Source organism: Primorskyibacter flagellatus, from assembly GCF_900176485.1.
GTDB lineage: Bacteria > Pseudomonadota > Alphaproteobacteria > Rhodobacterales > Rhodobacteraceae > Primorskyibacter > Primorskyibacter flagellatus.
Genome location: NZ_FWYD01000022.1, coordinates 34,258 through 60,403, shown reverse-complemented (window position 1 = coordinate 60,403; position 26,146 = coordinate 34,258). Strand labels below are relative to the sequence as shown.

The following is a 26,146-nucleotide window of genomic DNA, read 5'->3' as shown; positions in this document are numbered from 1 at the left end:
ATCGCCGACTGGATCATCGAGGTGGTCGACGGCCTCGCAGCCAATGGCGAAGACGGCAACACAGAGGTCGAAGCCAAGGTCCGGGCCGAAGTCGAGGCGCTGTGCAAACGCTTCCCGATCTACCCGGACATCTGAAGCGGCATCCAGCACCTGCCCCCAGACAGGCGTCGGGGGCAGGCCATAACTTTCCGGCGGACTTTCTGACAGGAAACGATGCAGAGACGGGCCGTCCAGAACCAGTCGGCCGAGGCATAGAAAACCATATTCCAGCCTCCGTCATCCCGAACCCCGCCTTCTCTCGCCAGCCCCTCTTTCAAATTCTCATTGGCAAAAATACTCCGGGGAGTGTGAGGGGCTGGCCCCTCACTCCCGGACCTATCCATGCAACAGAGCTTGGGTCTGCTACCGACCGGGGGCGCGAGGCGGTTCGCCTCGCGCCCCCGGTCGGATCGCTTTGCGATCCGAAACTGTGTCAAAAGCAGACGGATTGTAAATTCTCAGATCTCAGGGTGCAGGCCGCATGGCGAGACTATGGCAGACCCATGGCGCAGTAATCAGTCTGCGTCCTAGCGCTTGCGGTCGCGACGCGAAGACATGGGCTGGAACGCCACGCCGACATGCGCCTCGCAATAGGGCTTGCCTGCTTGTACAGGTAGACCGCAGAACCAGAAGTTATCCGTCGCCGGATCGCCCACGGGCCATTTGCAAGTCCGCTCTGTCAGCTCCATCAAGCTTATTTTCTTGGCCTTTTTCTCGATCTCGCTGACCTTGGCCAAAGCTTCGGGGCTGATCTCGTTGGCCGACGGCTGCGGCGGCAACGGCTGGCCCGCCGGGATGATCGCCTTGCGGATATGCGACACGACCGGACGGGTCTCGGGCGCGGGCGCTTCGACGGCGGGCTTGGGTTTGGCTTCCGCCTCGGGGACGGGTTTGGGCTTGGCTGCCGGGGCGGCGGGCTTTGGCTCTGTCTTGGCAGGGGCGGGCGTCGCGCCCGCACGGTTGGACAGGCCCAGCCGGTGGACCTTGCCGATCACGGCATTGCGGGTCACGCCGCCAAGCTCTTTGGCAATCTGGCTGGCAGACTGGCCTTCGCTCCACATCTTCGTGAGCAGCTCGACACGTTCATCGGTCCAGGACATGGAAATTCCTTAGGCAAAAGGCGGCCACACTTGGGGGCCGCCGGTAAATTCGGATCAGCCCCTATTTTAATCACTGAGCAACGAGTTACAAGGCTAACGCAACCATTGCGGAGAATGAGATGAGCACTCGACAGGGATTGGCGCAGGGCGTCAGGCGGTTCGGACGCTGGAACACCCTTGGGCTGTATACGCTTTGTGAACGCGAGGTCCTGCGTTTCGTGGTGGTCTGGACCCAGACCCTGCTGGCGCCGCTGGTCACGTCGGGGCTGTTTTTGCTGATTTTCACCATCGCAATCGGTCCGCGGCGGGGCGATGTGATGGGTGTGGCCTTCACGGATTTCATCGCGCCCGGCATTTTGATGATGACGGTCATCCAGAACGCGTTCACCAACAGCGCGTCCTCGATCATGGTCTCCAAGGTGCAGGGCAATATCGTCGACACACTGATGCCACCGCTCAGCCCGGCCGAACTGGTCGTGGGCTATATGGTGGGCAGCATTGCGCGCGGGCTGATCGTGGCGCTGGCCATCGCCCTGGGTCTGGCGTTGGCCACCGGGCTTGTTCCGGCCCATGCGCTTTGGATGCTGGTATTCGTGATCCTGGGATCGGCCCTGATGGGCGGCATTGGCGTCATCGCGGGTGTTTTTGCACAGAAATTTGACCAGATGGCGGCAATCACCAACTTCATCATCACGCCGCTCGCTTTCCTGTCGGGCACCTTCTACTCGGTCGACGCATTGCCCCTTGGCCTTCGAGAGATCACCCATGTGAACCCGATTTTCTATCTGATTGACGGCGTGCGCTACGGCATGATCGGCGTGTCCGACAGCCCTCCCGCTCTGGGTTTGGCGGTCTCGGTGTTTTCTGTTGCCGTTGTCAGTTCCATCGCCTGGATGCTGTTCCGAAACGGCACCCGGCTCAAGTCCTGATCCGGGCCTCGCGCCACGCCAGCAGGGCCGCCCCGGCCATAATGACCGTGGCACCGGTGACAGAGATCGCATCCGGCGTCACCCGGAACACGACAAAGTCGTAGAGCGTCGCAAAGACCAGCGAGGCGTAGAAAAACGGTGCAACAAAGCTGGCATCGGCCCGTGCCATGGCATTTACGAAACAGAACTGCGCCGAGGCCATCAGAAGCCCGATCCCCGCCAGCGCCACCCATTGCTGCCAGCTGGGCGGGTGCCAGACGGCAATCACCGCGAGACTGGCAATGCCCAGCCCGATGGCGTTGTTGATAAACAGGATTTGCAGCACCGGTTCGCGGCCTGACAGGCGCTTGATAAAGATAAGCTCCGCCCCAAGCGTCACCGCTGCGGCCAATGCCAGAAGCGTCGCAGGCCGAAAACTGTCGGGCGCGGGGCGCAGCAGGATCGCCATGCCGATCAGTGCGATCAAGGCCGCAGTCCAGCGCACCGGGCCGACCTTTTCGCGCAGAAAGATGATGGCGAAGATCATTCCGAAGACCGGGTTGAGAAAGCTGATTGCGGTCGCATCGGCAAGCGGAATGAAGGCGGCGGCAGCGAACATCAGCGTCACGCCACCCCAGCCGAACACAGATCGCGCTGCATGGGTGGTCCATTCCGGACTGTGGATTTTGCTTTGTGTTGCCAAATACGTCACCGCAATGGCGAGAAAAGCAAACGCAAACCGGCCATGGCTGATCTGCAAAGGATGCAGCGGATCGCCAAGCGCACCCGTCCCGATGGCCTTGGCCAGCAAGGTTGTGCCCGCCGCGAAGGCAGAGGCGCAGAGCGTCAGAAGGGCTGCGAGGGCGGGATTGGCGGTGGTGGGAATGAACATGCGCGCCAGCTTTGCGGGACGTCGTGGCGATGTGCAAGCCTGTTTGTCGGGGTTGGGATGGCAATGGGGCACATTAGTGCGTGTGCGGTGACACCCCGTTCTGTCACTTGCGCATGGGCGTTATTTTCGCGCGGTCACAAGCTGTTGCGTGATGCCTGCCCCCAATAGGTAGATCGACGTGGCCACCAGCCCCCAGATTGCCCAGCTTTGCGGATGAAAGTCGACCCAGGCTGCCCAGCCGGCGAAAAAGGTCCAGGCCAGAGCGATGGGCAGGGACACGGCGCGCCAGCGATCAGTGCGTACCGGATGAATGAATTTCAGCGGCAGGAACATCGCGACCGACAGCGCGGCCACCAGCGCCAGAATGATCCAGAAATCCGGACGGGTGGCAAACAGGACGATCACCAGCATGTTCCAGCAGCCCGGAAAGCCGTGAAACGAATTATCCTCGGTCTTCATTCGGTTGTCGGCGAAATAAAGCGCACTGGCGAAGGTGATCACGATGATCGCAAACCAGCCGGTCCAGCCCGGCAGCAGGTCTGATTTGAACAGCGCAAAGGCCGGGATGAACACATAGGTGATATAGTCGATGATCAGGTCCAGCAGCACCCCGTCAAAGCGCGGCGCGTTGGTCTTGACGTCGTATTTGCGTGCCAGTGGCCCGTCGACACCGTCGACCGCGAAGGCCACCACCAGCCACAGAAACATCAGATCCCAGCGTTGGTCGGCAGCCGCCAGCATCGCCAGCATGGCAAAGACCGCCCCTGTGGCCGTCAGGAAATGAACAATAAGCGCGCGCGTTTGAATGGTCATGGCACTGTCATGGCGCAAAACAGACGGGATTGTAAATCCCGCGCGGCGTTCACGCTGTCAGACGGTTGCCGTCACGCCCCACTATGGTTGCGGCGACAATCTGGCCTTCGGCGTGATCTTGCGCAAAGGACACTTCGGTAAACTGTTCGGTCCGCCCCAGTCGCGGCTTTTCCATCAGGACACGGTGATTGCGTCCGATCTGCGCCTCAAGGTGGCGCTGCACCTGAGCCTCGCCGGCGGCGCGCAACCGTGCGGCGCGCTCTTTGATGACGGCACCGTTGACCTTGTTCGGAATGCGCGCCGCTGGCGTACCGGGCCGTGCCGAATAGGGAAAGACGTGCAGCCATGTCAGACCGCAATCCTCGACCAGCTTCAACGAGTTGGCGAAATGCTCTTCGGTTTCGGTCGGAAAGCCCGCGATGATGTCGGCGCCAAAGGTCATTTCGGGCCGCAGACGGCGGGCCTCTTCGGCAAAGCGGATGGCATCGTCGCGCAGGTGACGGCGTTTCATCCGTTTCAGGATCAGGTCATCGCCATGTTGCAGCGACAGATGAAGATGCGGCATCAGGCGCGGTTCGGTCGCGATAGCGGCCAGCAGATTTTCGTCCACCTCGATTGAGTCGATCGACGAAATTCGTAGGCGCGGCAGGTCCGGCACCAGTTTCAGGATGCGCATTACCAGATCGCCCAGACGCGGCGCTGCGGGCAGATCGGCACCCCAGCTTGTCAGGTCCACGCCGGTCAGCACGACCTCGTTAAAGCCCTTGTCCACCAGCCGCTTGATCTGGTCCACCACGACGCCCGCAGGCACGGATCGTGAATTGCCGCGACCATAGGGGATGATGCAAAACGTGCAGCGGTGGTCGCACCCGTTCTGGACCTGCACATAGGCACGGTGGCGGCCAAACCCGTCGATCAGGTGGCCCGCCGTTTCAGTCACGGACATGATGTCATTGACCATCACACGCTCTGTTTGCCCGATGAAATCAGCGGCGAGCGCGGTCCATGTGTCGGGGCGCATCTTTTCGGTATTGCCGATGACGTGATCAACCTCGTCCATCGCGGCAAAGGTTTCAGGCTCGATCTGGGCGGCGCAGCCGGTGACGATCAGACGCGCGTCGGGGTTTTCACGGCGCAGGCGGCGGATTTCCTGACGCGCCTTGCGCACGGCCTCGGCGGTGACGGCGCAGGTGTTGACGATCACGGCATCGTCCAGACCGGCGGCCTCGGACAGCTCTCGCATCGCTTCGGATTCGTAGGCGTTCAGGCGACACCCGAGCGTCGTGAATTTGGGTGGATTGGTCATCGGACGCTGTCCAGAAAGGCGGGGGTCAACACGCCGTCAAAGACATGCGTGGTGGCGCCGGTCATCCAGACGCCATCGTCGCGCCAGTCGATTTCCAGCGATCCGCCATCCAGATCAACCCGCACCTTGCGCCCGGTCAGCCCGCGCCGCGCGGCGGCAACGGCCGTGGCACAGGAGGACGAACCAGAGGCCAGAGTCGGCCCGACGCCCCGTTCCCAGACCCGCATCCGCAGATGATCGGGGCCGATGATACTGGCGACCTGCACATTGGTGCGTTGGGGATAGAGAGGGTGATGTTCATAGCGGGGGCCGAATTGGTCCAGCGGCACGGCCTCTGCATCCGGCACGAAAAAGGTGCAATGCGGGTTGCCCATGCCAGTGGCCGTCGGGCCGCCCTCGATCGGCAGTTCCAGCGTGTCCATTTCCTCGGCCAGCGGGATTTCATCCCAATTGAGCTGCGGGGCACCCATATTGACCGAGGTGATCCCATCGCCCATGTCGCGCCCCGAAAGCGTGCCGCGATCCGTGGTCAGGGTCAGGCTGTCGCGTCCGGTTTCGTCCATCAGGTAGCGCGCGATGCAGCGGGTCGCGTTGCCGCACGCCCCGGCGGTAGAGCCGTCGGAATTGTAGAAGGTCAGATGCGCATCGCCGGTGCCGCGCGACTCGATCAGGGCAAGCTGGTCAAACCCCACGCCCCGGTGCCGGTCGGCTATGGCGCGTGCCAGTGCAGGCGTCACCTTTGTCTGTCGCACGCGGGCATCCAGCACGACAAAGTCGTTGCCCAGCCCGTGCATTTTCATGAAGGGCAATCCGGTATCATCACGCGTATCCATGGCGGGCATATACGCCTGTCCGGCCACGCTTTCCAGAGGCGCGCACCGTCACCGGGCGGAAAGACGACCGCTGATGGCGTTATTGACGCAGTGGCGTGCGTGCGACGGAGGGCGACGCGCCCGAAAAGGGCGTTTCACTGGCAATTCCGGCGCAGGGGCGCGCCTTCTACTTTCGGGCCGCTTGCGCTTGGGCCGGGGCGCATTCATGCTGCGATGATGATCCGATCCTTGCATATTATTCGATTGCTTTGCGCGCTGGTGTTCTGTGTGGTTGCGCAATTGGTTGTGGCCGCAGAGGTGACGGTATTTGCTGCCGCCAGTACGAAGACCGCGCTGGATGATGTGGCCGAAGCCTGGCAGGCGGAGACCGGCAACCGGGCAGTCATCGCCTATGCCGGAAGCTCTGCACTGGCGCGGCAGATAGAGCAGGGCGCGCCAGCGGATGTGTTCATCTCCGCCAATGTGGCCTGGATGGATGCTTTGGACGCGTCCGACCTGATCGCGACAGGCACGCGCCGCGACCTTCTGGGCAACCATCTGGTCCTGGTTGCGCATGGGCACGCGGATCCGGTCGAGATAGTGCCGGGTATGGATCTGGCAGCAATGCTGGGTGACGGGTGGCTGGCGATGGCGCTGGTCGAGGCCGTCCCGGCGGGCATCTACGGCAAGGCGGCGCTGGACTCGCTGGGCCTGTGGCCACTGGTCGAAGGCAGGGTGGCGCAGACCGATAATGTGCGCACGGCACTGGCCCTGGTTGCTACGGGAGAAGCGCCGCTTGGCGTCGTTTACGCGACCGACGCCGTGGCAGAGCCACATGTCAGCGTGATCGGCACCTTTCCGGAGGGCAGTCACCCGCCCATCGTCTATCCGGTGGCGGCGGTGACCGAACGCGATACCCCTTTGACAGTCGCGTTTCTGGATTTCCTGCGCTCGGATGCGGCACGCACGATCTTTGAGCGTGAGGGATTCGCTGTGCTACCGGACTGAACACGCTCAGTGTCAGTGATTCGGTCAGGGCGGCGCGAGGCCCCGGCTCGGGGGCCGGGGCGGGTTTCGCTGTGGCGCGGGGTCATCGCTGCGCCTTCTCCCAATCCGGGTGTATCCAGGGCTGTGCGTTGGAAGGGGCCAGCATCGCGCCACCCAGGATATGGTCTGCGGCCTTTTCGCCGACCATGATCGACGGCGCGTTGAGATTGCCGTTGGTGATCTGCGGGAAAACAGAGCTGTCGGCAACGCGCAATCCATCCACGCCGATGACGCGGGTTTCGGGGTCCACAACGGCCAAAGGATCGTCGCCGCTCCCCATCCGGCAGGTGCCGCAGGGATGGTAGGCGCTTTCGACATGTTCACGGATGAAGCCGTCCAGGTCAGCATCGCTTTGCACATCTGCGCCGGGCTGGATCTCCTTGCCGCGATAGGGAGCAAAGACGTCCTGTGCAAAGATCTCGCGCGTCAGACGGATGCAGGTGCGGAACTCCTCCCAGTCATCGGGGTGGGACATGTAGTTGAACAGGATATTCGGGGCGTCCGCGGGGTCAGCGGATCGCAGCGTGACCGCGCCGCGCGATTTGGATCGCATCGGCCCGACATGGGCCTGAAAGCCATGGCCTTCGGCGGCGACCTTGCCATCATAGCGCACGGCGATGGGCAGGAAATGGAACTGGATGTCGGGATAGTCGATGCCTGCGCGGCTGCGGATGAAGCCGGCGCTTTCGAACTGGTTGGACGCGCCAAGCCCGGTGCGGGTGAACAGCCATTGCGCGCCGATCATCGCCTTGCCCATCAGGTTCCAGTGCTTGAACAGGCTGACGGGCTGGGTTGCGGCCTGCTGGATGTAAAGCTCCAGATGGTCTTGCAGGTTCTGACCGACGCCCGCACGGTCGGCGATGACCTTGATCCCGTGTTCTGCCAGATGCGCGGCTGGCCCGATCCCTGACAGCATCAGCAGTTTCGGCGAATTGAGGGATGACGCGGCGAGGATCACTTCGGCCCGCGCCTCGATCACTTCGGTTGCACCGCCACGCATGACCTCGACACCTGTGGCGCGGCGTTCTGTGATCACCACGCGGCGGGCGAGCGCACGGATCAAGGTGCAATTCTCGCGCTTCAACGCCGGGCGCAGATAGGCATTGGCGGCAGACCAGCGCTGGCCCTTCCAGATCGTTGCATCATAGGGGCCGAACCCTTCTTGCTGCCAGCCGTTGTAGTCATCCGTGATCGGGTATCCGGCCTGATGCCCGGCCTCGACAAAGGCGCGGGTCAACGGGTTGGTGCGCGGCCCCCGGCTGACATGCAAGGGGCCGTCCGTACCGCGCCAGTCAGGATCGCCGCCATGGCCGCCATCGTGCCAATGTTCCAGCCGTTTGTAATAGGGCAACACATCGGCATAGGACCAACCGCGCGCCCCCATTTCGGCCCAGGTGTCAAAATCTCGGGCATGGCCGCGCACATAGATCATGCCGTTGATCGAGGACGATCCGCCGATCACCTTGCCGCGCGGAACAACCAATTGCCGACCGCCCAGATGCGGTTCCGGCGCGGTGCGATAGCCCCAATCATAGCGCGCCATGTTCATCGGATAGCTGAGCGCAGCGGGCATCTGAATGAATGGGCCCGCATCGGAGCCACCATGTTCGATGACGATCACGGAATACCCGGCCTCTGACAGCCGGTAGGCCAGCGCACAGCCTGCGCTGCCGGCCCCGACAATGACGTAATCGGCTTGCATCAGAAGGCCGCCTCACAGGGCGTCATGGCGACGTAGACGGATTTGATCTCAGACCAATGAGCGATGGCGGCACTGCCGTTTTCACGCCCGACGCCGGACATTTTGGAGCCGCCGAAGGGTGCCTCCACGGGCGTCAGGTTGTAGGTGTTGATATAGCAACTGCCTGCCTCGAACCCGGCAACCATGCGGTGGGCGCGGGTGATGTCGCGGGTGAAGACGCCCGCAGCAAGGCCAAATTCGGTGGCATTGGCGCGGGTCAGCGCCTCTTCTTCGGTCTCGAAATCCAGCACCGACATGACTGGCCCGAATATTTCCTCGCGGGCGATGGTCATGTCGTCGGTGACATCGGCAAAAACCGCGGGTTCAATGTAGAATCCGTCACGATTGAGGCGTTTGCCGCCTGCGACCAGCCGCGCGCCCTCGGCCTTGCCCTTTTCGATATAGCCCAACACGATTTCCAGCTGCCTCTCGCTGACCATCGAACCGATGGTGGTTTCCATTTGCATGGGATCGCCGATCACGGCACCTTGCAGCCGTTCGGCGAGGCGTTTCACGAAGACGTCCTTGATGCCTTTCTGTACGAAGACCCGCGTTCCGTTGGAGCAGACCTGTCCGGTGGAGTAGAAATTGGCGTTGATCGCGCCAGACACGGCGCTTTCCAGATCGGCATCGTCGAAGATCACCAAGGGCGACTTGCCGCCAAGCTCCATCGTGGCGTGTTTCAACCCGGCGGCGGCTGCGGCGTAGACGCGTGCCCCCGTCGGCACCGATCCGGTGAGCGAGACCTTGGCGACGCGGGCATCGCCCACAAGCTGCGCACCGACCGCACCCTTGCCCTGCACAACGTTGAACACACCCGCAGGAGCACCTGCTTCGGTCAGGATCTCTGCCAGTTTCAGCGCGCAGAGCGGTGTGGTTTCAGAGGGTTTGAACACCATCGTATTGCCGCAGGCCAGCGCGGGCGCGGCTTTCCAGGCGGCGATCTGGGTGGGATAGTTCCACGCCCCGATACCGACGCAGACGCCAAGCGCCTCGCGGCGTGTATAGACAAAGTCGCCCTCTGGCAGTTGGATATGCTCGCCCGCGATGCTGGCCGCGATGCCGCCGAAATATTCCAGAGCATCGGCGGCAGAGGTGGCATCGGCCACCAGCGTTTCGGACAGCGGTTTGCCGGTGTCGCAAGTCTCCAGCACCGACAGGTCGTGGTTGCGCTCGCGGATGATGTCGGCGGCGCGGCGCAGGATGCGGCCCCGCTCTGTCCCCGACATGGCGGCCCATGCGGGCTGCGCGCGGTGGGCGGCGGCAAGCGCGCTATCCACCAGATCGGGCGTCGCTTCGTGAAGCTGCGCGATCTCGGCCCCGGTGGCGGGGTAGATCACCGAAAGCGGCGTGCCCGAGGCATCTTCGACATAAGCGCCATTGATGTAATGGCTGGCGGTGGGCTGGGTCGGGTAGGTCATTGGGGTGCCTTTCAGATAGGCGTCATTCGCCGCGCGGGAAGCGCTGGTTTTCTTCGACGTCGTTGAGATCCATGTGGTTGCGCATGAACCGTTCGGAGGCTTTCTGAAGCGGTTGGTAATCCCACGGGTAGTAGCTGCCGTTGCGCAATGCCTCGTAGACGATCCAGCGGCGGGCCTGACTTTGGCGTACATCGGCATCGAAACGGTCCAGATCCCAGCGGGCCTCTGCCTTTGCGCGAAGCGTCGCCAGCGTGCCCGCCTGGGCAGGCACATCCGCGAGGTTGGTCATCTCGTGCGGGTCGTTTTCCAGATCAAAGAGCTGATCGGGGTCCAGCGCGCAGCGGTTGTATTTCCACTTGCCGTAGCGCAGCGATACCATCGGCGCGCAAGACGCCTCTGCCGCGTATTCCATCGCAACGGGCGTGTCGCGGGCCGCACCTTTTCCAAGGGGAACAAGGCTTTCGCCCTGTGTCCAGGAGGCCACCTCTTCCATCGACACGCCTGCCAGATCGCAAAGCGTCGGACAGATGTCGATATTGGACACGGGATCGGTGACCAGCCCCGGTTCCATGCCGGGGGCAGAGATCATCATCGGCACGCGGGATGAGCCCTCGAAGAAGCTCATCTTGAACCACAGGCCACGCTCGCCCAGCATGTCGCCGTGATCCGACACGAAAACGATGATCGCCTCTTGCCGGGTGCGTTCCAGCACGTCGAGGATCTCTCCGATCTTTTGATCCAAATAAGAGCAGTTGGCGAAATAGGCACGGCGTGAACGACGGATGTCTTCGCGGGTAATGTCGAAGCTGCGCCAGTCATTGGCGTCGAAGATGCGTTGCGAATGGGGGTCGTGATCCTCGTAGGGGATGGCACCGACCTGCGGTTCCAGATGCTCGCAATCCTCGTAAAGGTCCCAGAATTCACGCCGCGCCACATAAGGGTCATGCGGGTGGGTGAAGCTGACGGTCAGGCACCACGGGCGGTCATCCTTGCCGCGCGCAAGATCATAAAGCTTGCGGGTCGCGTTATAGGCGACCTCGTCGTCATATTCCATCTGGTTGGAAATCTCGGCCACGCCCGCGCCGGTCACGGACCCCATGTTGTGATACCACCAGTCGATGCGTTCGCCCGGCTTGCGGTAATCGGGCGTCCAGCCGAAATCAGCCGGATAAATGTCGGTTGTCAGCCGCTCCTCGAAGCCGTGCATCTGGTCGGGGCCGACGAAATGCATCTTGCCCGAAAGGCAGGTGTGATAGCCCGCGCGGCGCAGGTGATGCGCATAGGTGGGCAGGTCCGAGGGGAACTCAGCCGCATTGTCGTAGACGCCCGTGACCGAGGGCAACTGCCCGGACATGAAGCTTGCCCGTCCGGGTGCGCAAAGCGGGCTGGCGGTGTAGGCGTATTTGAACCGGGTGGACCGTGCAGCCAGCTTGGTCAGATTGGGCAGATGCAGGAAATCGGCGGGACCATCGGGAAACAGCGTGCCGTTCAACTGGTCCACCATGAGGATCAGGATATTCGGTTGGCTCATGTCACGGCCTCGATCTCGTGGTCCAGCGCGTCCAGCACCAATGCTGTGGCGCTTTCGCCGTTCAGACCCGCCGGGTTGAGCGCAAAGCGCAGGTAAAGCCCGTCGATCAACCCGCCGATCCGCTCTGCGATCGCTTGGGCGTTGGTGCCGGTGAGGGGTTTGAGGTCATGCACCAGATTCGAATGCAGGCGGCGTTGATAGACCCAGAGCAGCCGCTTTGCTTCGTCGGACCGCTGCGCCAGAACGTAGAAGTTCAGCCAGGCCGCAATCGCGGTGTTGCAGAAATTCGACGGGGTGAAACTGGCATGGATCAGCGCCCGAAGCCTTGCATGATGCCCGTCCGCGGTGGCAAGTGACTTGCGCACCTCTGTCGCATAAACTGTCAGCACGAAACGCATCGCAGAGAGGAACAGCCGATCCTTGTCACCGAAATAATGGAACGCCAGAGCCGAGGAAACCCCGGCGCGCTTTGCGATTTTGCTGACCGTCACATCCAGCGACCCTTGCACGCCGATTTCTTCGATCGCGGCAATCACAAGCTCCTTTCTGCGTCTGACCTCAATGCTCATCTGGGTCTCCGGCTGCCAGAAAAATGTTGTATTCATGACCCTAATCAGTGATTGATTAACTGGTCAATCAGGAAACGGGCCAAAGCGCCCGATAGGGAGATCCCAATGAAGCTATTTACCGCCACCTCCATTCTTGCGCTTGGCGCGGGTGCCGCCTTTGCCAATTGCGACGAGGTTGTCATGTCCGATGTGGGCTGGACCGACATCACCGCCACCACGGCCGCGACCAGCGTTGTGCTGGAGGCGCTTGGCTATGAGACGGACATCAAGGTGCTGTCCGTGCCGGTGACCTACACCGCGCTTGAGGGCGGCGATGTGGATGTGTTCCTTGGCAACTGGATGCCCACGATGGAGGCGGACATCGCGCCCTACCGCGAGGCGGGCACTGTCGATACCGTGCGCGCCAATCTCGAAGGCGCGAAATACACGCTGGCCACGAACGCGGCTGGCGCGGCACTGGGCATCACCGATTTCGCCAGCATTGCCGCGCATCGTGACGCGCTGGACGGCGAAATCTACGGTATCGAGCCGGGCAATGACGGCAACCGTCTGATCCTGGACATGATCGAAGCCGATGCCTTTGGGCTGGACGGGTTCGAGGTTGTCGAAAGCTCTGAACAGGGGATGCTGTCGCAGGTCGCGCGGGCGGATGGGCGCGACAAGCCGGTCGTGTTCCTGGGGTGGGAGCCGCATCCGATGAACGCCAATTTCGACATGACCTATCTGGAAGGCGGCGATGACTGGTTCGGCCCCGATCTGGGCGGCGCGACGGTTCACACCAACACGCGCGCCGGCTATGTCGAGGCCTGCCCGAACGTGGGCAAGCTGTTGCAGAACCTCGAATTCACACTGGCCATGGAAAATGAGATCATGGCGGCGATCCTTGATGACGGCGAAGACCCCGAGGATGCCGCCCGCACTTGGCTGGCCGCCCATCCGGACGCCTATGCAGGCTGGTTGGACGGTGTGACCACCAAGGACGGTGGTGATGCCGCAGCGGCGATCGACGCGGCGCTCAGCGAGTAAGTTCAATGGCGGGCGGTTCCCTCAAAGGGCCGCCCGCCGCGCCGTTCCGGGTGTAACACCCGCGCGGTCACGTAGAAGGACGCCTGCATGGATTGGCTGACCGAAAACAAGATTCCCGTGGGCAAGGTCGCCGGGAATGCCTTTGACTGGCTTGAAAGCCGGGGCGCGATATTTTTCGATTCCCTGTCCGACATTCTGGAAGGCATGATCGACGGTATTCTGTGGGTGTTGCAAACGCCGAACCCGTTGATCGTCATCGCTGCATTCGTTGTGCTGACATGGGTCTTGCAGCGCAATTGGAAGGTCTGCCTGTTCGTGGGGCTGGGCTTTCTGTTCGTGCTCAATCAGGATTATTGGGAAGAAACCACCGAAAGCCTGACGCTGGTGCTGTCTGCCTGCGTGGTGTGCATGGGGGTGGGCGTGCCCGTCGGCATCGCCGCGGCGCATCGCCCAAGGCTTTATGCCGCGATGCGGCCCGTGCTGGACCTGATGCAGACCCTGCCGACCTTCGTCTACCTGATCCCGGCCATCGTCTTTTTCGGCATCGGCATGGTGCCGGGCCTGATCGCCACGGTAATCTTCGTGCTGCCCGCGCCGATCCGTCTGACATGGCTTGGCGTGTCCTCGACCCCGCAAGCCTTGCAGGAGGCCGCGCGCGCCTTTGGGGCAACCCCGCGCCAGACGCTTGTGAAGGTGGAATTGCCCTATGCGTTCCCGCAAATCATGGCCGGGTTGAATCAGACCATCATGTTGTCGCTGTCGATGGTGGTGATTGCCGCACTTGTGGGCGCAGACGGACTGGGTGTGCCGGTGGTCCGCGCGCTCAATCAGGTGAACACGTCACTGGGGTTCGAGAGCGGCTTTGTCATTGTTGTCGTCGCCATCATCCTTGACCGTATGCTCAATGTAGGGGCGCGCAAATGACCACGGCTGTTGAGATCGACAATGTGTCCATCGTGTTTGGCAAGTCGCCTGCCAAGGCCCTGCCGCTGATGGATGAAGGCCTTGACCGGTCCGAGATCCAGAACAGGACGGATCAGGTGTTGGGTGTGCATGACTGTTCCCTGACCGTGGAAGAAGGCGAGATCCTCGTGCTGATGGGGCTGTCAGGGTCCGGAAAATCGACATTGCTACGCGCGGTAAACGGGTTGAACCCCGTCGCGCGCGGCGAGGTGCGGGTCAGTGACGGCGGACAGATGGTCAGCGTCACGGATGCCACGCCGCAAGGGCTTCGCAAGATCCGGCTAAGTCGCGTTGCGATGGTGTTTCAGCAATTCGGTCTGTTGCCATGGCGCACGGTGCGCGAAAATGTCGGGCTGGGTCTGGAACTGGGCGGCATGGCCAAGCCCGAGCGCGCCAAGAAGGTTGACGAGCAGCTTGATCTGGTTGGTCTTGCCGATTGGGGCGACCGCAAGGTGGGCGAATTGTCGGGCGGTATGCAGCAACGCGTGGGGCTGGCACGGGCGTTCGTCACCGACGCGCCGATCCTGCTGATGGACGAGCCGTTCTCGGCCCTCGACCCGCTGATCCGCACCCGGTTGCAAGATGAGCTTTTGGACCTTCAGCAAAAACTGCAACGCACGATCATTTTCGTCAGTCACGATCTGGACGAGGCGTTCAAGCTGGGCAATCACATCGCCATCATGGAAGGCGGCCGTATCGTTCAGAAGGGAACGCCCAAGGACATCTTCACCAACCCGGCCAATGACTACGTCGCGGATTTTGTCGCCAATATGAACCCGCTGGGCGTGTTAACCGCCGCCGATGTGATGGAGCCCTTGGACTGCCAGCCCGCGCAACATATCGACGCTGGCGCAAGCGTGGAGGAAGCCATGCGCAGTATTGTCGACCTGGAAATGCCGCTGGCAGTGATTTCGGGAGGGCAGCCAATCGGGCAGATTTCCAAGGCGGGCCTGATCAAGAAACTGCTCGACGCCAGACCTGATCAATAAACAGACCAATCCTGTGAAACGCCCTAGCCGTTCGGAAACGGAGCGTGCCAATTTGCGGGAACCACTGCGCAGGCATTGCCCGGAAAACAGTGCGCCACTTCGTCAAAAGCCGCCTACGCGGCATGAAGATGGGATCGGCGTGTTCCCTGACGCATGACGACTTGCCTTTGGGCGTGACCGGTGTCGATGGGCATCGTGAAATCGTGCCGATTCGGCATGGTTCCACGACGACGACTTGAATCCCACTTGCTGTCTTGAAGCAATTTGGCCGGAAGCCCCCTAAATCGCCCATGGGGCAAGCTATTGTAGAAGCTTTGCGCGTAATCCAACGGCTGAGTCCGCTGAAAGAGCAGATACGACTGCGGAATCTTGCGCGGTTCACAGTCGTTTCACGGTATACTCACTTTGCAGTCACGGAAGGGAGGCAGACTGGCATCAACATATTCGAAACCACGCTGCCTGGACGGCCTGCTATTCACGACGTCTCGTATCAATCGTGACCAACAAGGCTGACGGGCAAGGCGGCGTGCCGCTACACCGGGGGATGCCGAGATGACCGATCAAGCAAAGCTTAATCAAACGCGGTTTCGCGTCATTGAGGGGGCGCGTGACGAAAACGATTTCCGACTTGCGCGCCGTGCCAAAGCGATGCGGCCCCTGAACGCAACAGTCGGTGTGTCAGAGCTGGCGGCGGAAATGGCGGTGATCTACGCGCTGTCGCTGCTGCGCGATGTGGCGCTGACCGATCTGGAAAACCCGCATCACGGTGTTCGGATTGATGCGCAGACCTCATTCACGCTGCATGAATTGCTGTGCGAGTTGCGCAGCCTGCCATGGCTGGACCGCCATGCCATTCCGTGCTTTGCAGAACAGCCCGATGAGCCCGCCCGGCACGCAGCGCAAGACGACGAACACATGCGCCGTGCAAGTCGCTGGAACAAGGACGGCCAACTGACCCTGCGCATGTTGGTGCGGGGGGCAACGCGGACGGACATCTGCGGGCCGCTGTTGTCACAGTTGATGCCAAGCCTTGAGCCATCGCAGGCCGGCCCGGACGGGGCTGACCTGGACCGTGTATTCGAAACTCTGCCAGCGCCTGATGCGCCTGCGGTGATCTGGAAGATGTGGCTGAACGCAAAATGTTGCGAGGCAGAAACGCCTGCCGAACGGATGCCGAGGACGCTGCGCGAACTGGCGGTCGTCGGTCATCCGGCGTCGCCGGGACGCGCCGTCCTGGCGCTGGGGCTGGCGATGTCATCGATCGTGTTGCCACCTGTTACGGCCCTGGCAGGGCGCGGGTGGGGTGGCGCAGAACTATTGTCGGTGATGGCAGAGGCAGTCTTGCTTGCCAAACAGGCGTCGCGTGCGCAAGCCGCACTGGCGGGTCCAATGCCGCGACCGGCGCTGCTGGCAGCGCGCCTCTCGCTAATGGTCGATCACGCTTCGGTTGTGCCTGCCAATCCGGCGGATGTCTCTTCTCGTCAGATTCTGGAGGAGTTGCGCCGCTTTGCGCCACGTCTGTTGACATGGGTTGCGCGGCGCAACGCTGTCGACGGGTCCGCATCAATAGACAGCGCGGTGACCGTTGATGCCGGTCCGCGTCTGCCCCCTGCAACGCGCAGGGGCGACAATCTGATGTTGCCGCATCTGTCGCAGGGTGACGCGACGCTGCGTCCTTTGGATGCGCAGTCGCAGGGCACCGTCGCAGGCGCATGCCTGACCATTCTGAAAGCTGTTTACGCCGGTCCGCTGTCGACCTCTTCCCACAGGCAGCGGACCGGAAAAGGCGCGGCGCATATGGGTTCCTCCCCCCACATGCTGCCGCGCCGTCCGGGGCTTTCCGGCGATCTCGACAAACTGGCCTCGAACATGGTTCTGGGGCGGCTGGTCACGGGTGGTTATTTCCACTTAGAAAACCTGGCCGCGCTGCGCAAGGGAGAGCGTATCGCTATGGCCTTGTTGTCGGAACTTGCTGAATCCGGTCGCGCCTCGGGCGATCTGGGTTTTATCTCCTTCGATGGCAAACCTGTGCGGATCTCGGCCCGGCGTCGGGCCTGCGGCTCTGTCCGGGCGGAGATTTCGATAAACGGGTGCCCTGTGTCCGACATTGGCAACACTGGCTCGCCGCGACCGGCACTGCGCGCCGTCTGAACGACAAGGCACCTATCCGCCTTTGAGGTATCCCTACGCTTGTCATCGGATTTGGTCGCAATGGCGGGACATTCGCGCGGACAATGGTGCAAGGGAAGGACCATCGCGTTCGCCCCTTGCAATACAAAGACGCCACTATGGGGCAGCCACCATCTGAGGAATGCCCGGCGATCCGTGCGGGCAGCAACCGGAGCTTTGCGTCGTTTCGGCCTTACGCAATGTCATAGATCTGACCCTGGAGTTGCAGGTTGATCTCGTTTTGCGCGCCGCCATCGACCAGTGCCCAAATGATCTGGCCTGCGGGCTTATAGACCACGAACGCTTCACGCGCCCCGCCGCCTGCGCCCGGTGTCTGAGCATAGCTGACGCGAAAATCGTCAACGCTGGCGCGGGCACCGAAAATCAGCACATCACCTTGCTGCGCGTCATAGTCGCGGACCCAGTCCGTCGCGTGCAGACGAATGCCACCATGATAGAACTGGTCGGCACCGTTGCCGCCGGCAAGCCTGTCAAAGCCGAAGCCGCCATTGAGGAAATCGTTCCCGTCGCCGCCGACAAGCATATCTCCGAAGTCAGACCCGGACAGCACGTCATTGCCATTGTTGCCGACCACCGTATCAGCGCCATACCCGCCAAAGATCGTGTCATTGCCGTTTTGGCCGACGAGCCTGTCATTGCCGTACCCGCCATAGATCAGGTCATCGCCATCGCCGCCGAAGATCATGTCGCTCAGGTCGGCCCTGCTGGTGCCGCCGATCAATTCGTCGTCCCCGTCGCCGCCGCTGATCGTGTCCTTGCCATCCTCGCCGCGCAGAATATCCCGGCCCGCGTTACCGGTCATGCGGTCCGCCGCGCTGCCGCCATCGATCACGTCATTGGCCGCGCTGCCATGCACGACAGTCGCGCTGGTTCCGCCGATCACACGCTCGATGTCGTGGAATTCTCCCGTGTAGCTGCGATCGACCTGCACATAGCGGATGGAAAAAGCCTCGGCCTCGGGATTGTCAGCGCCGGGAAGAACGCGGTTCGCATCGTCGGCAGAGTTGGCAAAGGTCGGGTTGGCCTCTTCGACCAGTTCCGGCGTCATGATCTGGCCGTTGAACACCCGCGCCTCGCGGGTTCCGGTATCGTCCCAGACCGGCTGATCCACACGCAGCGTGGCCGAATAGGTGCCTGCCACCAAGTCGATGGAGATGTCGCCCTCCAGATTGCCCAGGTCGATCGTGTCGATGCCCGCGCCGCCGAAAAGCGTGGCGTTGCCCTGATCCAACACAAAGGTGTCGCGCCCGGTGCCGCCATAGGCCAGATCGTCGCCCAGACCCAGCACAAGCACATCATTGCCTGCGCCGCCATCCAGCGTGTCATTGCCCGCGCCCCCTGACAGGGCATTTGCACCGGCGTTTCCGGTGATGCGGTCATTGCCTGCGCCGCCGATCACGTTCTCGATGCTGATAAACCGGTCCGACCCATGCGCACCGGATGCGGTCATCTGGTCAAGATTCACGACGACATTGCCAAAATCGGCGGCCAGCACATCGCCCGCGGTATTGCGCACGACCGCGTTGGCATAGGACACCGTATCGCGTCCGGTGCCGCCGTCCAGCGTGTCATTTCCCGCGCCGCCATGCAGCACGTCACGACCGTCGCCGCCAATTAGATGGTCATTGCCGGTGCCGCCGATCAATTCATCGTTGCCGCCATAGCCTTCGAGAATGTCATTGCCGCCCAGCCCGATGAACCTTTCGCCGACATCGCGTCCGATTATGCGGTCGGAGACGTCGACAACGCCGATGACTTCTTCGATCCCGTAAACCTTGGCGTCGATCCCGTTCAGCGTTCCGGGGGTGGTCAGGTCGCCGGTGCGCAGGTTCAGCTGCAACTGGCTGACGAAGCGGGAACTGGCGTCCAGCGCCAGCGTGTCGTATCCGCCGCCGCCATAGATCGTGCCGTCCATCCGTCCGACATAGATGTAATCGTCGCCCTTGTTGCCGTTCACCACATGATCGTCGCCGGAGGCATGCACATGCAGATGGTCATCGCCATTTCCGCCATAGATCTCGCCTTCGAGGTTCAGTTGCAGATAATCGTCGCCATCCTGACCGTACAGGATCGCTTCGGAACTGCCGTCGTTCGAATTTGCGCGGATCAGACGGTCTTCTCCGTCACCGCCAAACACCGTCACCCGGTCATTGCCGTCCAGATAGACCTCGTCGGCGAAATCGCCGAGATAGATGTATTCCATACTGTGCAGGTTGCCGCGCGAGAAGGCGGATGTGGTGGTGGTGCCCGAACTGGACGAAGATCCCAGATCGCCGGACTCGTCGGCAATGGCGGCGCTGATACGGCTGCCGATGGCCCCTGACAGACGGATCGACCAGCGGGCATTGTCGATCAGCCGCGTATCCAGCGTGTCGTCGCCGCCGCCGCCGCCGCCGTCAAACGATCCGCGGTCTCCGGTCACCAGGATCAGGTCATCGCCAGTGCCGCCGGCCGCCTCTGTCACGCCTTCGGAACGGATCGTGTCATTGCCGCCGCCGCCGTCAACGAAGAACCGGTCGCCGTAGCTGGCGAGCCGCCCCACGATGACATCCCCCATGTCCGAGCCGACAAAGGATTCGATGTTGTCGAACCTGTCGGTTGCCAGAATCTTCGTGCCCGCATCATTCAGCCGGCGCACGATGCCGTTTTCGGCAAAGACCCTGAGCGGGCCCGAGGATTCCTGCGTGTCGATTCGACTTTGGCTATGGTCACGCCCGACGCGGTAGTTGTTCCACTGGCGCGAATAAATCAGCATGTCAAAGCCCTCGTTGCCGTCATAAACCTCGCCGCGTCGCCCGACGACCGTGCCACCGGCGACAAGTATGTCGCTGTCCTCGCCACCCGAGACGGTGTCATTTCCCGCCCCCCCGATCAGCAGGTCACGTCCGCCACCGCCCGAGATCACATCGTTGCCTTCGCGCCCGTCGATGAAGTCGCGGCCGGAGTTGCCGACAAGGCGGTTCCCGGCACCGTTGCCGCGAAAATCAATGTCGCGATTGTCGTACATCTCGGCGTTTTCAATGCTGACCAGCACATCGCGGTCCGATCCGTCCCAGGCCTGACCGGTCACAAGATCGACGGTGGTGCGCGAATTTCCGGAAGCGTCGTTCTCGGCATAGATCCAGGTATCGCTGCCATTGCCGCCATTGACTGTATCAGCGCCCAGCAGGGTCACGAACGCATCGTCGCCTTCGCCGCCAGTCAGCGAATCCGCGCTGTTCGAACCGGTGAACCGATCATCGCCGCCCAGACCGAAAGCCACCAGCCCGTTGACGGCGGCATAGATGAAGTCTGCATTCCCGGTTCCGGTGAAGGGCGAAGAGGTCACACGGAACACACTGTTGAACAGTTGGGTCTGGGTCAGCTTCACATCATTGAAGACGAATTGTTCGATATCATAGGCGACTTCGATCCCCTGCCGCCCGCCGCCTTCATGCAGAAACACGATCGGCCCGTTTTCCTGCGGTCGGGAATAGCTGTAGCTGATAAAGTTTTCCTCAAAGATCAGCCGATCCGTGCCCGCGCCGCCATAGACCGTATCATCTCCGATACTGGCATAGATCACGTCATGGCCGCCATTGGCCCGCACGAGGTCATTGCCCGCGCCGGGCTCCAGCACGTCTGCGGTTTCCTGCCCGATCAGCGTGTCGTCGTCCTGGCTTCCGCCGCGTATGGCCCCGGTCGCATCGCCGTCCAGCAGGTTGAAGATGTCATCGGTCAGATCGTCGATAAAGCTGCTGATATCGGTGTTCCAGCCGAGCGACCCCAGGAATTCATCGACCTGCACAAACGCGCCGTCGATCTGCGCATCGATCCGGTCCAGCACATTTGCACCGGGAATAAGATCGGCAATCTTGTCGGCAATCCGGTCCAGAACATCGGTGATGCCCAGACTGTCGAGGATCCAGTCCACCACTGGTCCCACTGTGATATTGTAGATGAATCCAACGGCGTCCAGCACCGGTTCCAGCGGGCGCAGCGCCGAATAGGCCGCGTTAAGCGGTCCGGACAGGAACCCGAGCGAGTCGTTGATGCGCGAAAAGGCCGAGGCGACAGAGTTCATCGGAGAGAACAGCCCTGTGTTGAACTGCGCGCGGAAACCGTCGATCTCGGCCTCGATGCCGTCATAGATGCCGTTCAAACGCTCCATCGCGGAATTGATTGGGCTTACCGTGGTGTCGACCGCGCGGGAAAGCGGGTTGATCGAACTGCCCACGAAATCGAAAACAAGGATCATGTTATTGGCGCGATTGACCTCAATCTGAAGCCTTGCATTGCTGATCGCCAGCTTTGCGTCGAAATCCTCCAGCTTGTCCTCGGCGTCCTCCAGCCGGTCGGGCCAGCCCGAACGCTCGATCCGTTCGTCCAGATCGCGAGCCTTGTCGCGGATCCGGATCGTGGCGGTCTCCAGCCGGTCAAGAACGCCATCCATCACCTTGGCCACAGCCTTCATCGGTCCGACCTTTTCCAGCACCTTCAGTGAAAACTGCATCGAACGGATGGTGCGCAGGAAATCATTGGACTGATTCTCCACATAGCCGGCCGCTTCCAATGCCTCCTGCGCGATCTCCACCGCGTCGAGCATGTTTTCAACCTCGTCGCGCAGGTCGGTGACATTCGACCGCGTGTGGTTGAGGTTGGTTCTGTAGTCGAGAAGGTCTTGTCCGGCCGCCATTTGCAATTCCTCGATTAAATCAACTTTTGCGCGGCGCAGATTGCGCCGTGGTGGGAAAAAACCACCGATGCGGACAAGTTTACCATGGGGAAGGCATTGGCCCCAATCAGGTGATCACCCCAAATTGGAACGGCGCGGGCTGGATCCTGCGCAGGATGTCAGGTGGCGGGTGGCAGATTCACATATACGCTTGTGCCACCGCGACGGGGCAGCAGGCCAAATGTCAGGCCGTACTCGCGGGCGATACCTGCGACGATCGAAAGACCCAGACCGCTGCCCTGGGCCGTCTCTGCCCCGGCCAGCCGGATGTTGCGGCCAAGCGCTGTTTGCAGATCAACCTCCGTCAGGCCCGGACCGGTGTCATGCACTTCCAGCCTGTGGCCGTCGCCGCTCCGTCGCAGCCCCACAAGAACCGTGCCGGTGGCTGTATATTTTATGGCGTTCGAGACCAGATTCGTGGCCAGACGCATCAGCGCGAGCGGCGGCAGCGCGGTCTGCGCCGTGCTGTCCACGACCCGCAGATCCAGCCCCTTGTCGCGCGCTTCGGCTGCGAACATGTCCCGTAGCGCATCCAGCACCTGATCGAGGCGGACATTCTCTGCCGGATGGCCGTTTGTGTCGGCCGCCGCGTCATTGTCCAGATAGACGTCGACGCCGCCGGGTCCGCTGGCACTTGCCAATTCGCGGTTCACCAAGGCTTCGAGATAATCGAACGTCTCTTCAATATCGACGGGGCGCGGCTTGGTCCGGGCCGCATCCTCTCCCGGCAGCAAGGCCTGCACGTTCAACCGCAATGCATGTATCGGTTGGCGCAGATCATGGACCGCATCGGCCAGCTTGCGCTCTTTGGACCGGGTCAATTCCACCGCGAGGGCGTAGCGTTGTTCCAACTCTTGCAGGCGACCCGACAGGGACAGGCTGCGCCGCGCTTCGGACAGCGACATTTCCAGCGCTTCTTCGCGGTTGCGTTTCATCTGGTTGAACCGGTCGAGAATGGCGAACCCCATCAGCGCGGCGTCCAGCACCAGCACCACGCGAATGCTGTCGAATTGCACTTCCTCGGAAATCTCGATGCCCAGCCAGTGGCGCGCGGTCATGATCCCTGCTGAAACCACGGCACCGCCCCAGGCCAGCACATAGAACCGCACTTCGGCAAAGCGTGTCCGGGCGACGGCCAGCCCGCTGGCAAAATACAAAAGCATCGAGATCAGCGACAGCAGCACCAGCAGCTTCTTGACCGTCTGCGTGTCTACGAACAATGTCGCGCCGACCACCAGCAGCGTGACCCCCATCATCGTCAATATGATCCGTTCCAGCATCGGGTGATACAGGAAGGTTTGCAGGAAATGCCGCGCGAAATTCCCGCCGAACAGGATGATCCCCGACCCCAGCAACACGGAGGCGTAGCCGTTGAATAGCGGTGCATTCGGCCAAAGATAACGAAACGTGTTGCCGTCGGCATGCATGATGAACAGCATTCCGCAGGTCGCATATCCGGCATAGGCCGCGAAGATGAACTGGCGCGTTACCACGAAGGCAGCGGTGGCGGCCAGCACCAGAAACAGCATCATCCCGTAATAGATGAAATTCTTCGCCGTCTTGTGTTCGGCCAGAACGGCAAAGCTTTCGGGGGTGCGAATGGCAAAGGCGGCTTCGGAAGAACCACCGGACCAATAGCGGATATAGACCGCGACAGGTTCACCGAAGGGCAGGGGAAGCGGCACGACCAGTTCCGGATAGGCGATCTTCCTGTCGGAAAAGGGCGAGGAAGAGTGCAGTTCCTCCAGAAGCTGTGTGCCCTGCGCGCCCGCCAGGTAGACGCGGAACCCCTGAAAGAAGTTTTCGCGGACATGCAGACGCCATTCGGTCACCGCGGCGTTTTCGTTCCTCAGCAGGACCCGCAGCCAGATCGCATCCTTCGTATAGCCGAAATCGGCGCTTGGGCCGCTGACGGCCTGCCAGTCATCGGCGCGTTCCGCGGCGCTGACATCATCAAGGGAAAGGTTGCGGGACGGATCGCGCAGCGCCATGATATGTCCCTGCAACTGGGTCGCGGCAAGCGGGCCGTGCAATTCGACAACCGGCTGGGCCAGCGCCGCTGCTGCCCAGCAGAGCGCCACAAATATCAGCCCCGTTAGCGGGACGCGCCTTCGCATTCGATGCCCTCGTGCAGGAAAGGCCAGGACCGATGCCCGTAACCCTTCTGGTTGCCGATGATCATGCCTTCACGCTGGACGGTATGCAACGCGCGCTGTCACGGATCGACGGGGTGCAGGTGGTGGCCACCGCCCATAACGGGATTGAGGCAATCGTCCTGGCGCGTGCGCATCGCCCCGATATTGCCGTGCTGGACATCGCCATGCCCGGCGCCAACGGGCTGGAGGTGGTGGTGGAACTGCGCCGGTGGTCGCCCGGCACGCGTTGCGTCATCGTGACCGGCACCCCCGCGCCGGGCGTTTTGCGTCAGTTGCAGGAACTTGGCGTCTGCGGGCTGTTCGTGAAATCCGCCGATCCGCAAGAGATTTGCGCGGGCATTGCCCGGATCGTCGCCGGCGAGACGGTGATCGCGCCCGAGATCGCGATGCGCATCGCCGAGGAAACCGCCGCCGACGGGCTGTCGGAGCGTGAATTGGAAGTGTTGCAGATGATTGCGCGCGGCCTGACCAATTCCGGCATCGCCGAGGCGCTCTCCATCAGCCCCAAGACCGTCGAAAGCCACCGCGCGTCCCTGATGCGCAAGCTGCGGGTGCATTCCGTCGCACAACTGCTGATCCGGGCGGTGCGCGACGGGTTGGTCTCGGTCTGATGGCGGCGACGGTCGTCCGTCCCACACTGTTACTGTTTGTACATTTCACGGTAACCAAACGGAACATACTGCGCGTCTGCGAGTTATATTTTCGAATGACACAGCGACAGGAGAGATCGTTATGAACTGGGATCAAATCGAAGGTAAATGGGAACAATTCAAAGGCAACGCCCGCGAGCAGTGGGGCAAGCTGACGGATGACGAACTGGCCCAAGCCCGCGGCAACCGCGAGCAACTCGCAGGCCTCGTGCAAGAGCGCTACGGCAAGACCAAGGAAGAAGCCGAGCGTGAAGTCGACGAGTGGCAAGCGCGGATGTGAACCGCATCTGGCTGAGAATTGGACAACCACGCCCTCACAAGAATGTTCGGGACGTTGACCTCTTATCCGGCAGGCAAGCTTTTCACACTAATTGCCTATGAAACTCCAGCCAAGAACAACGCGCCGACTATTCGGCGCGTTGTATTCTCGTTTTTAATTTAAGCTTTAGCAATTTTTGCGGCGACGTCGCATAAGTCCAAGGCCGCCGAATCCTGCAAGAAGCAGAAAGGCTGGCATCGGGAGCGGAACGGCCGGAACGGTGCCATCGATTTCGGACAGCAGCTTTGTACGAATTGAGGTTCCAAAAGTATCAAAGTCGCTTGCGAATAGACTAAAGCTGTTCGAGCCGGCCACGATATTCGTGTCGAAATAACTTTGCAAACCTGCGGATTGGATTGCAATAGCATTGATGGTATCAACGCCTGCTCCAATTGCAGTGTCTCTAGCCGACTGCAACGTCGCATCGCAATTTCCACCGCATGAGGTGTTTTGTGCGCCGTCGCCCGAAACATCAACGACAACACGGCCCGTACTATTTCCAGCGGTTCCAAGCCAAGAGGTAATCGAAGACGTTGCTAAGTTCACACCAGCGGCAACGTTGGTCGAACCAGACTCTGCTCGGCCCATCGAGTTCAGTGCCGCGACGAAGGCGTCCGCGCTTGCGGCGTCTTCAATCAGTGAGAAACCTATCGATTGATGCGCATTCGAACCAAATTGGATTACGTTCACTGCTATAGCACCCTGCTCGCCATTCGATGTGTCGAATATGGCGTTGCGGATTGCGACGTCGTTGAAGGCGTCAATGTAACCTTGGCTCTGTAGATTGTACTCTGTGCTGTCGATACTGCCAGATACATCAATAACGAGAGAAAGAAGCGTATCTACTGTTGCTGCATTCGCCGACGCAACTGATGACAAACCTATCACGACAGCCGAAACGGCTGTTCTTAAATTTTTGGCGATCATATCCGTACCCCATATAAAAATAATTTAAGCCAA

20 protein-coding genes and 1 pseudogene are annotated in these 26,146 nt (G+C 61.4%); 9 read left to right on the top strand and 12 right to left on the bottom strand.

Going from position 1 to position 26,146, the window contains the following annotated elements:
* A pseudogene (glyA, locus tag B8991_RS22040) lies at positions 1-135 on the top strand (serine hydroxymethyltransferase); the annotation flags it as partial.
* 431 nt (positions 136-566) lie between these two features.
* On the opposite strand, the gene B8991_RS17845 reads toward glyA, so the two are convergent.
* Positions 567-1,139 (bottom strand): GcrA family cell cycle regulator, encoded by a 573-nt coding sequence (locus tag B8991_RS17845; RefSeq protein WP_084354344.1) that lies wholly within the window; start codon positions 1,137-1,139, stop codon positions 567-569.
* A 119-nt stretch (positions 1,140-1,258) separates the two neighbouring features.
* Between B8991_RS17845 and B8991_RS17840 the strand changes: the two genes are divergently transcribed.
* Positions 1,259-2,068: an ABC transporter permease gene (locus tag B8991_RS17840; RefSeq protein WP_084354342.1), complete on the top strand. Its 810-nt coding sequence runs from the start codon at positions 1,259-1,261 to the stop codon at positions 2,066-2,068.
* Here the strand turns inward: B8991_RS17840 and B8991_RS17835 are convergent.
* From B8991_RS17835 to dapF, 4 genes are all read right to left on the bottom strand, one after another.
* Entirely contained in the window at positions 2,058-2,939 is an 882-nt protein-coding gene (locus B8991_RS17835) for a DMT family transporter (RefSeq protein WP_084354340.1), read from the bottom strand. The two genes, B8991_RS17840 and B8991_RS17835, sit on opposite strands and share 11 nt — an antisense overlap.
* 120 nt (positions 2,940-3,059) lie before the next feature.
* Positions 3,060-3,752 carry a CDP-alcohol phosphatidyltransferase family protein gene (locus tag B8991_RS17830; RefSeq protein ID WP_084354338.1) on the bottom strand — a complete coding sequence of 231 codons (693 nt, stop codon included), beginning with the start codon at positions 3,750-3,752 and terminating at the stop codon, positions 3,060-3,062.
* A 49-nt stretch (positions 3,753-3,801) separates the two neighbouring features.
* Positions 3,802-5,058 carry a tRNA (N(6)-L-threonylcarbamoyladenosine(37)-C(2))-methylthiotransferase MtaB gene (gene mtaB, locus B8991_RS17825; RefSeq protein WP_084354336.1) on the bottom strand — a complete coding sequence of 419 codons (1,257 nt, stop codon included), beginning with the start codon at positions 5,056-5,058 and terminating at the stop codon, positions 3,802-3,804.
* Positions 5,055-5,900 (bottom strand): diaminopimelate epimerase, encoded by an 846-nt coding sequence (gene dapF / locus B8991_RS17820; RefSeq protein ID WP_084354334.1) that lies wholly within the window; start codon positions 5,898-5,900, stop codon positions 5,055-5,057. Before dapF ends, mtaB begins: the two co-directional genes overlap by 4 nt.
* A 207-nt stretch (positions 5,901-6,107) precedes the next feature.
* Between dapF and modA the strand changes: the two genes are divergently transcribed.
* Positions 6,108-6,878: a molybdate ABC transporter substrate-binding protein gene (modA, locus tag B8991_RS17815; RefSeq protein WP_084354352.1), complete on the top strand. Its 771-nt coding sequence runs from the start codon at positions 6,108-6,110 to the stop codon at positions 6,876-6,878.
* Positions 6,879-6,960: 82 nt separating this feature from the next.
* Here modA and betA read toward each other — a convergent pair whose 3' ends face one another.
* The 4 genes from betA to betI are packed head-to-tail and all read right to left on the bottom strand — an operon-like array spanning position 6,961 to position 12,179.
* A complete protein-coding gene (gene betA / locus B8991_RS17810) occupies positions 6,961-8,619 on the bottom strand; it encodes a choline dehydrogenase (RefSeq protein ID WP_084354332.1) in 1,659 nt (552 codons plus the stop codon).
* On the bottom strand, positions 8,619-10,079 hold the full coding sequence (gene betB / locus B8991_RS17805; protein WP_084354330.1) for a betaine-aldehyde dehydrogenase: 1,461 nt from the start codon (positions 10,077-10,079) through the stop codon (positions 8,619-8,621). The genes betA and betB overlap by 1 nt, the downstream gene beginning before the upstream one ends.
* Positions 10,080-10,101: 22 nt before the next feature.
* A complete protein-coding gene (gene betC / locus B8991_RS17800; protein WP_084354328.1) occupies positions 10,102-11,610 on the bottom strand; it encodes a choline-sulfatase in 1,509 nt (502 codons plus the stop codon).
* A complete protein-coding gene (gene betI / locus B8991_RS17795) occupies positions 11,607-12,179 on the bottom strand; it encodes a transcriptional regulator BetI (RefSeq protein ID WP_084354326.1) in 573 nt (190 codons plus the stop codon). The genes betC and betI overlap by 4 nt, the downstream gene beginning before the upstream one ends.
* Before the next feature lie 105 nt (positions 12,180-12,284).
* On the opposite strand from betI, the gene choX reads away from it, so the two are divergent.
* From choX to B8991_RS17775, 4 genes are all read left to right on the top strand, one after another.
* On the top strand, positions 12,285-13,205 hold the full coding sequence (choX, locus tag B8991_RS17790) for a choline ABC transporter substrate-binding protein (RefSeq protein WP_084354324.1): 921 nt from the start codon (positions 12,285-12,287) through the stop codon (positions 13,203-13,205).
* 87 nt (positions 13,206-13,292) lie between these two features.
* Positions 13,293-14,129 (top strand): choline ABC transporter permease subunit, encoded by an 837-nt coding sequence (gene choW / locus B8991_RS17785; RefSeq protein ID WP_084354322.1) that lies wholly within the window; start codon positions 13,293-13,295, stop codon positions 14,127-14,129.
* A complete protein-coding gene (gene choV, locus B8991_RS17780; protein ID WP_084354320.1) occupies positions 14,126-15,157 on the top strand; it encodes a choline ABC transporter ATP-binding protein in 1,032 nt (343 codons plus the stop codon). Before choW ends, choV begins: the two co-directional genes overlap by 4 nt.
* A gap of 552 nt (positions 15,158-15,709) precedes the next feature.
* Positions 15,710-17,308, top strand: coding sequence for a hypothetical protein (locus B8991_RS17775; protein ID WP_084354319.1), 1,599 nt, complete (start codon positions 15,710-15,712; stop codon positions 17,306-17,308).
* Between the two features lie 211 nt (positions 17,309-17,519).
* Here B8991_RS17775 and B8991_RS17770 read toward each other — a convergent pair whose 3' ends face one another.
* Positions 17,520-22,022 carry a calcium-binding protein gene (locus B8991_RS17770; protein WP_084354317.1) on the bottom strand — a complete coding sequence of 1,501 codons (4,503 nt, stop codon included), beginning with the start codon at positions 22,020-22,022 and terminating at the stop codon, positions 17,520-17,522.
* A gap of 158 nt (positions 22,023-22,180) precedes the next feature.
* The gene (locus B8991_RS17765) at positions 22,181-24,178 is read right to left on the bottom strand and encodes a sensor histidine kinase (RefSeq protein WP_084354315.1); all 1,998 of its coding nucleotides are present in this window, start codon (positions 24,176-24,178) and stop codon (positions 22,181-22,183) included.
* A gap of 32 nt (positions 24,179-24,210) precedes the next feature.
* Here B8991_RS17765 and B8991_RS17760 point away from each other — a divergent pair, with 32 nt between their 5' ends.
* Both B8991_RS17760 and B8991_RS17755 read left to right on the top strand, forming a co-directional pair.
* Entirely contained in the window at positions 24,211-24,828 is a 618-nt protein-coding gene (locus tag B8991_RS17760) for a LuxR C-terminal-related transcriptional regulator (RefSeq protein ID WP_084354313.1), read from the top strand.
* A 121-nt stretch (positions 24,829-24,949) separates the two neighbouring features.
* Positions 24,950-25,147 (top strand): CsbD family protein, encoded by a 198-nt coding sequence (locus B8991_RS17755; RefSeq protein WP_084354311.1) that lies wholly within the window; start codon positions 24,950-24,952, stop codon positions 25,145-25,147.
* A gap of 165 nt (positions 25,148-25,312) precedes the next feature.
* On the opposite strand, the gene B8991_RS17750 is transcribed toward B8991_RS17755, so the two are convergent.
* Positions 25,313-26,113 carry a DUF1194 domain-containing protein gene (locus B8991_RS17750; RefSeq protein WP_084354309.1) on the bottom strand — a complete coding sequence of 267 codons (801 nt, stop codon included), beginning with the start codon at positions 26,111-26,113 and terminating at the stop codon, positions 25,313-25,315.
* Positions 26,114-26,146 lie beyond the last annotated feature (33 nt).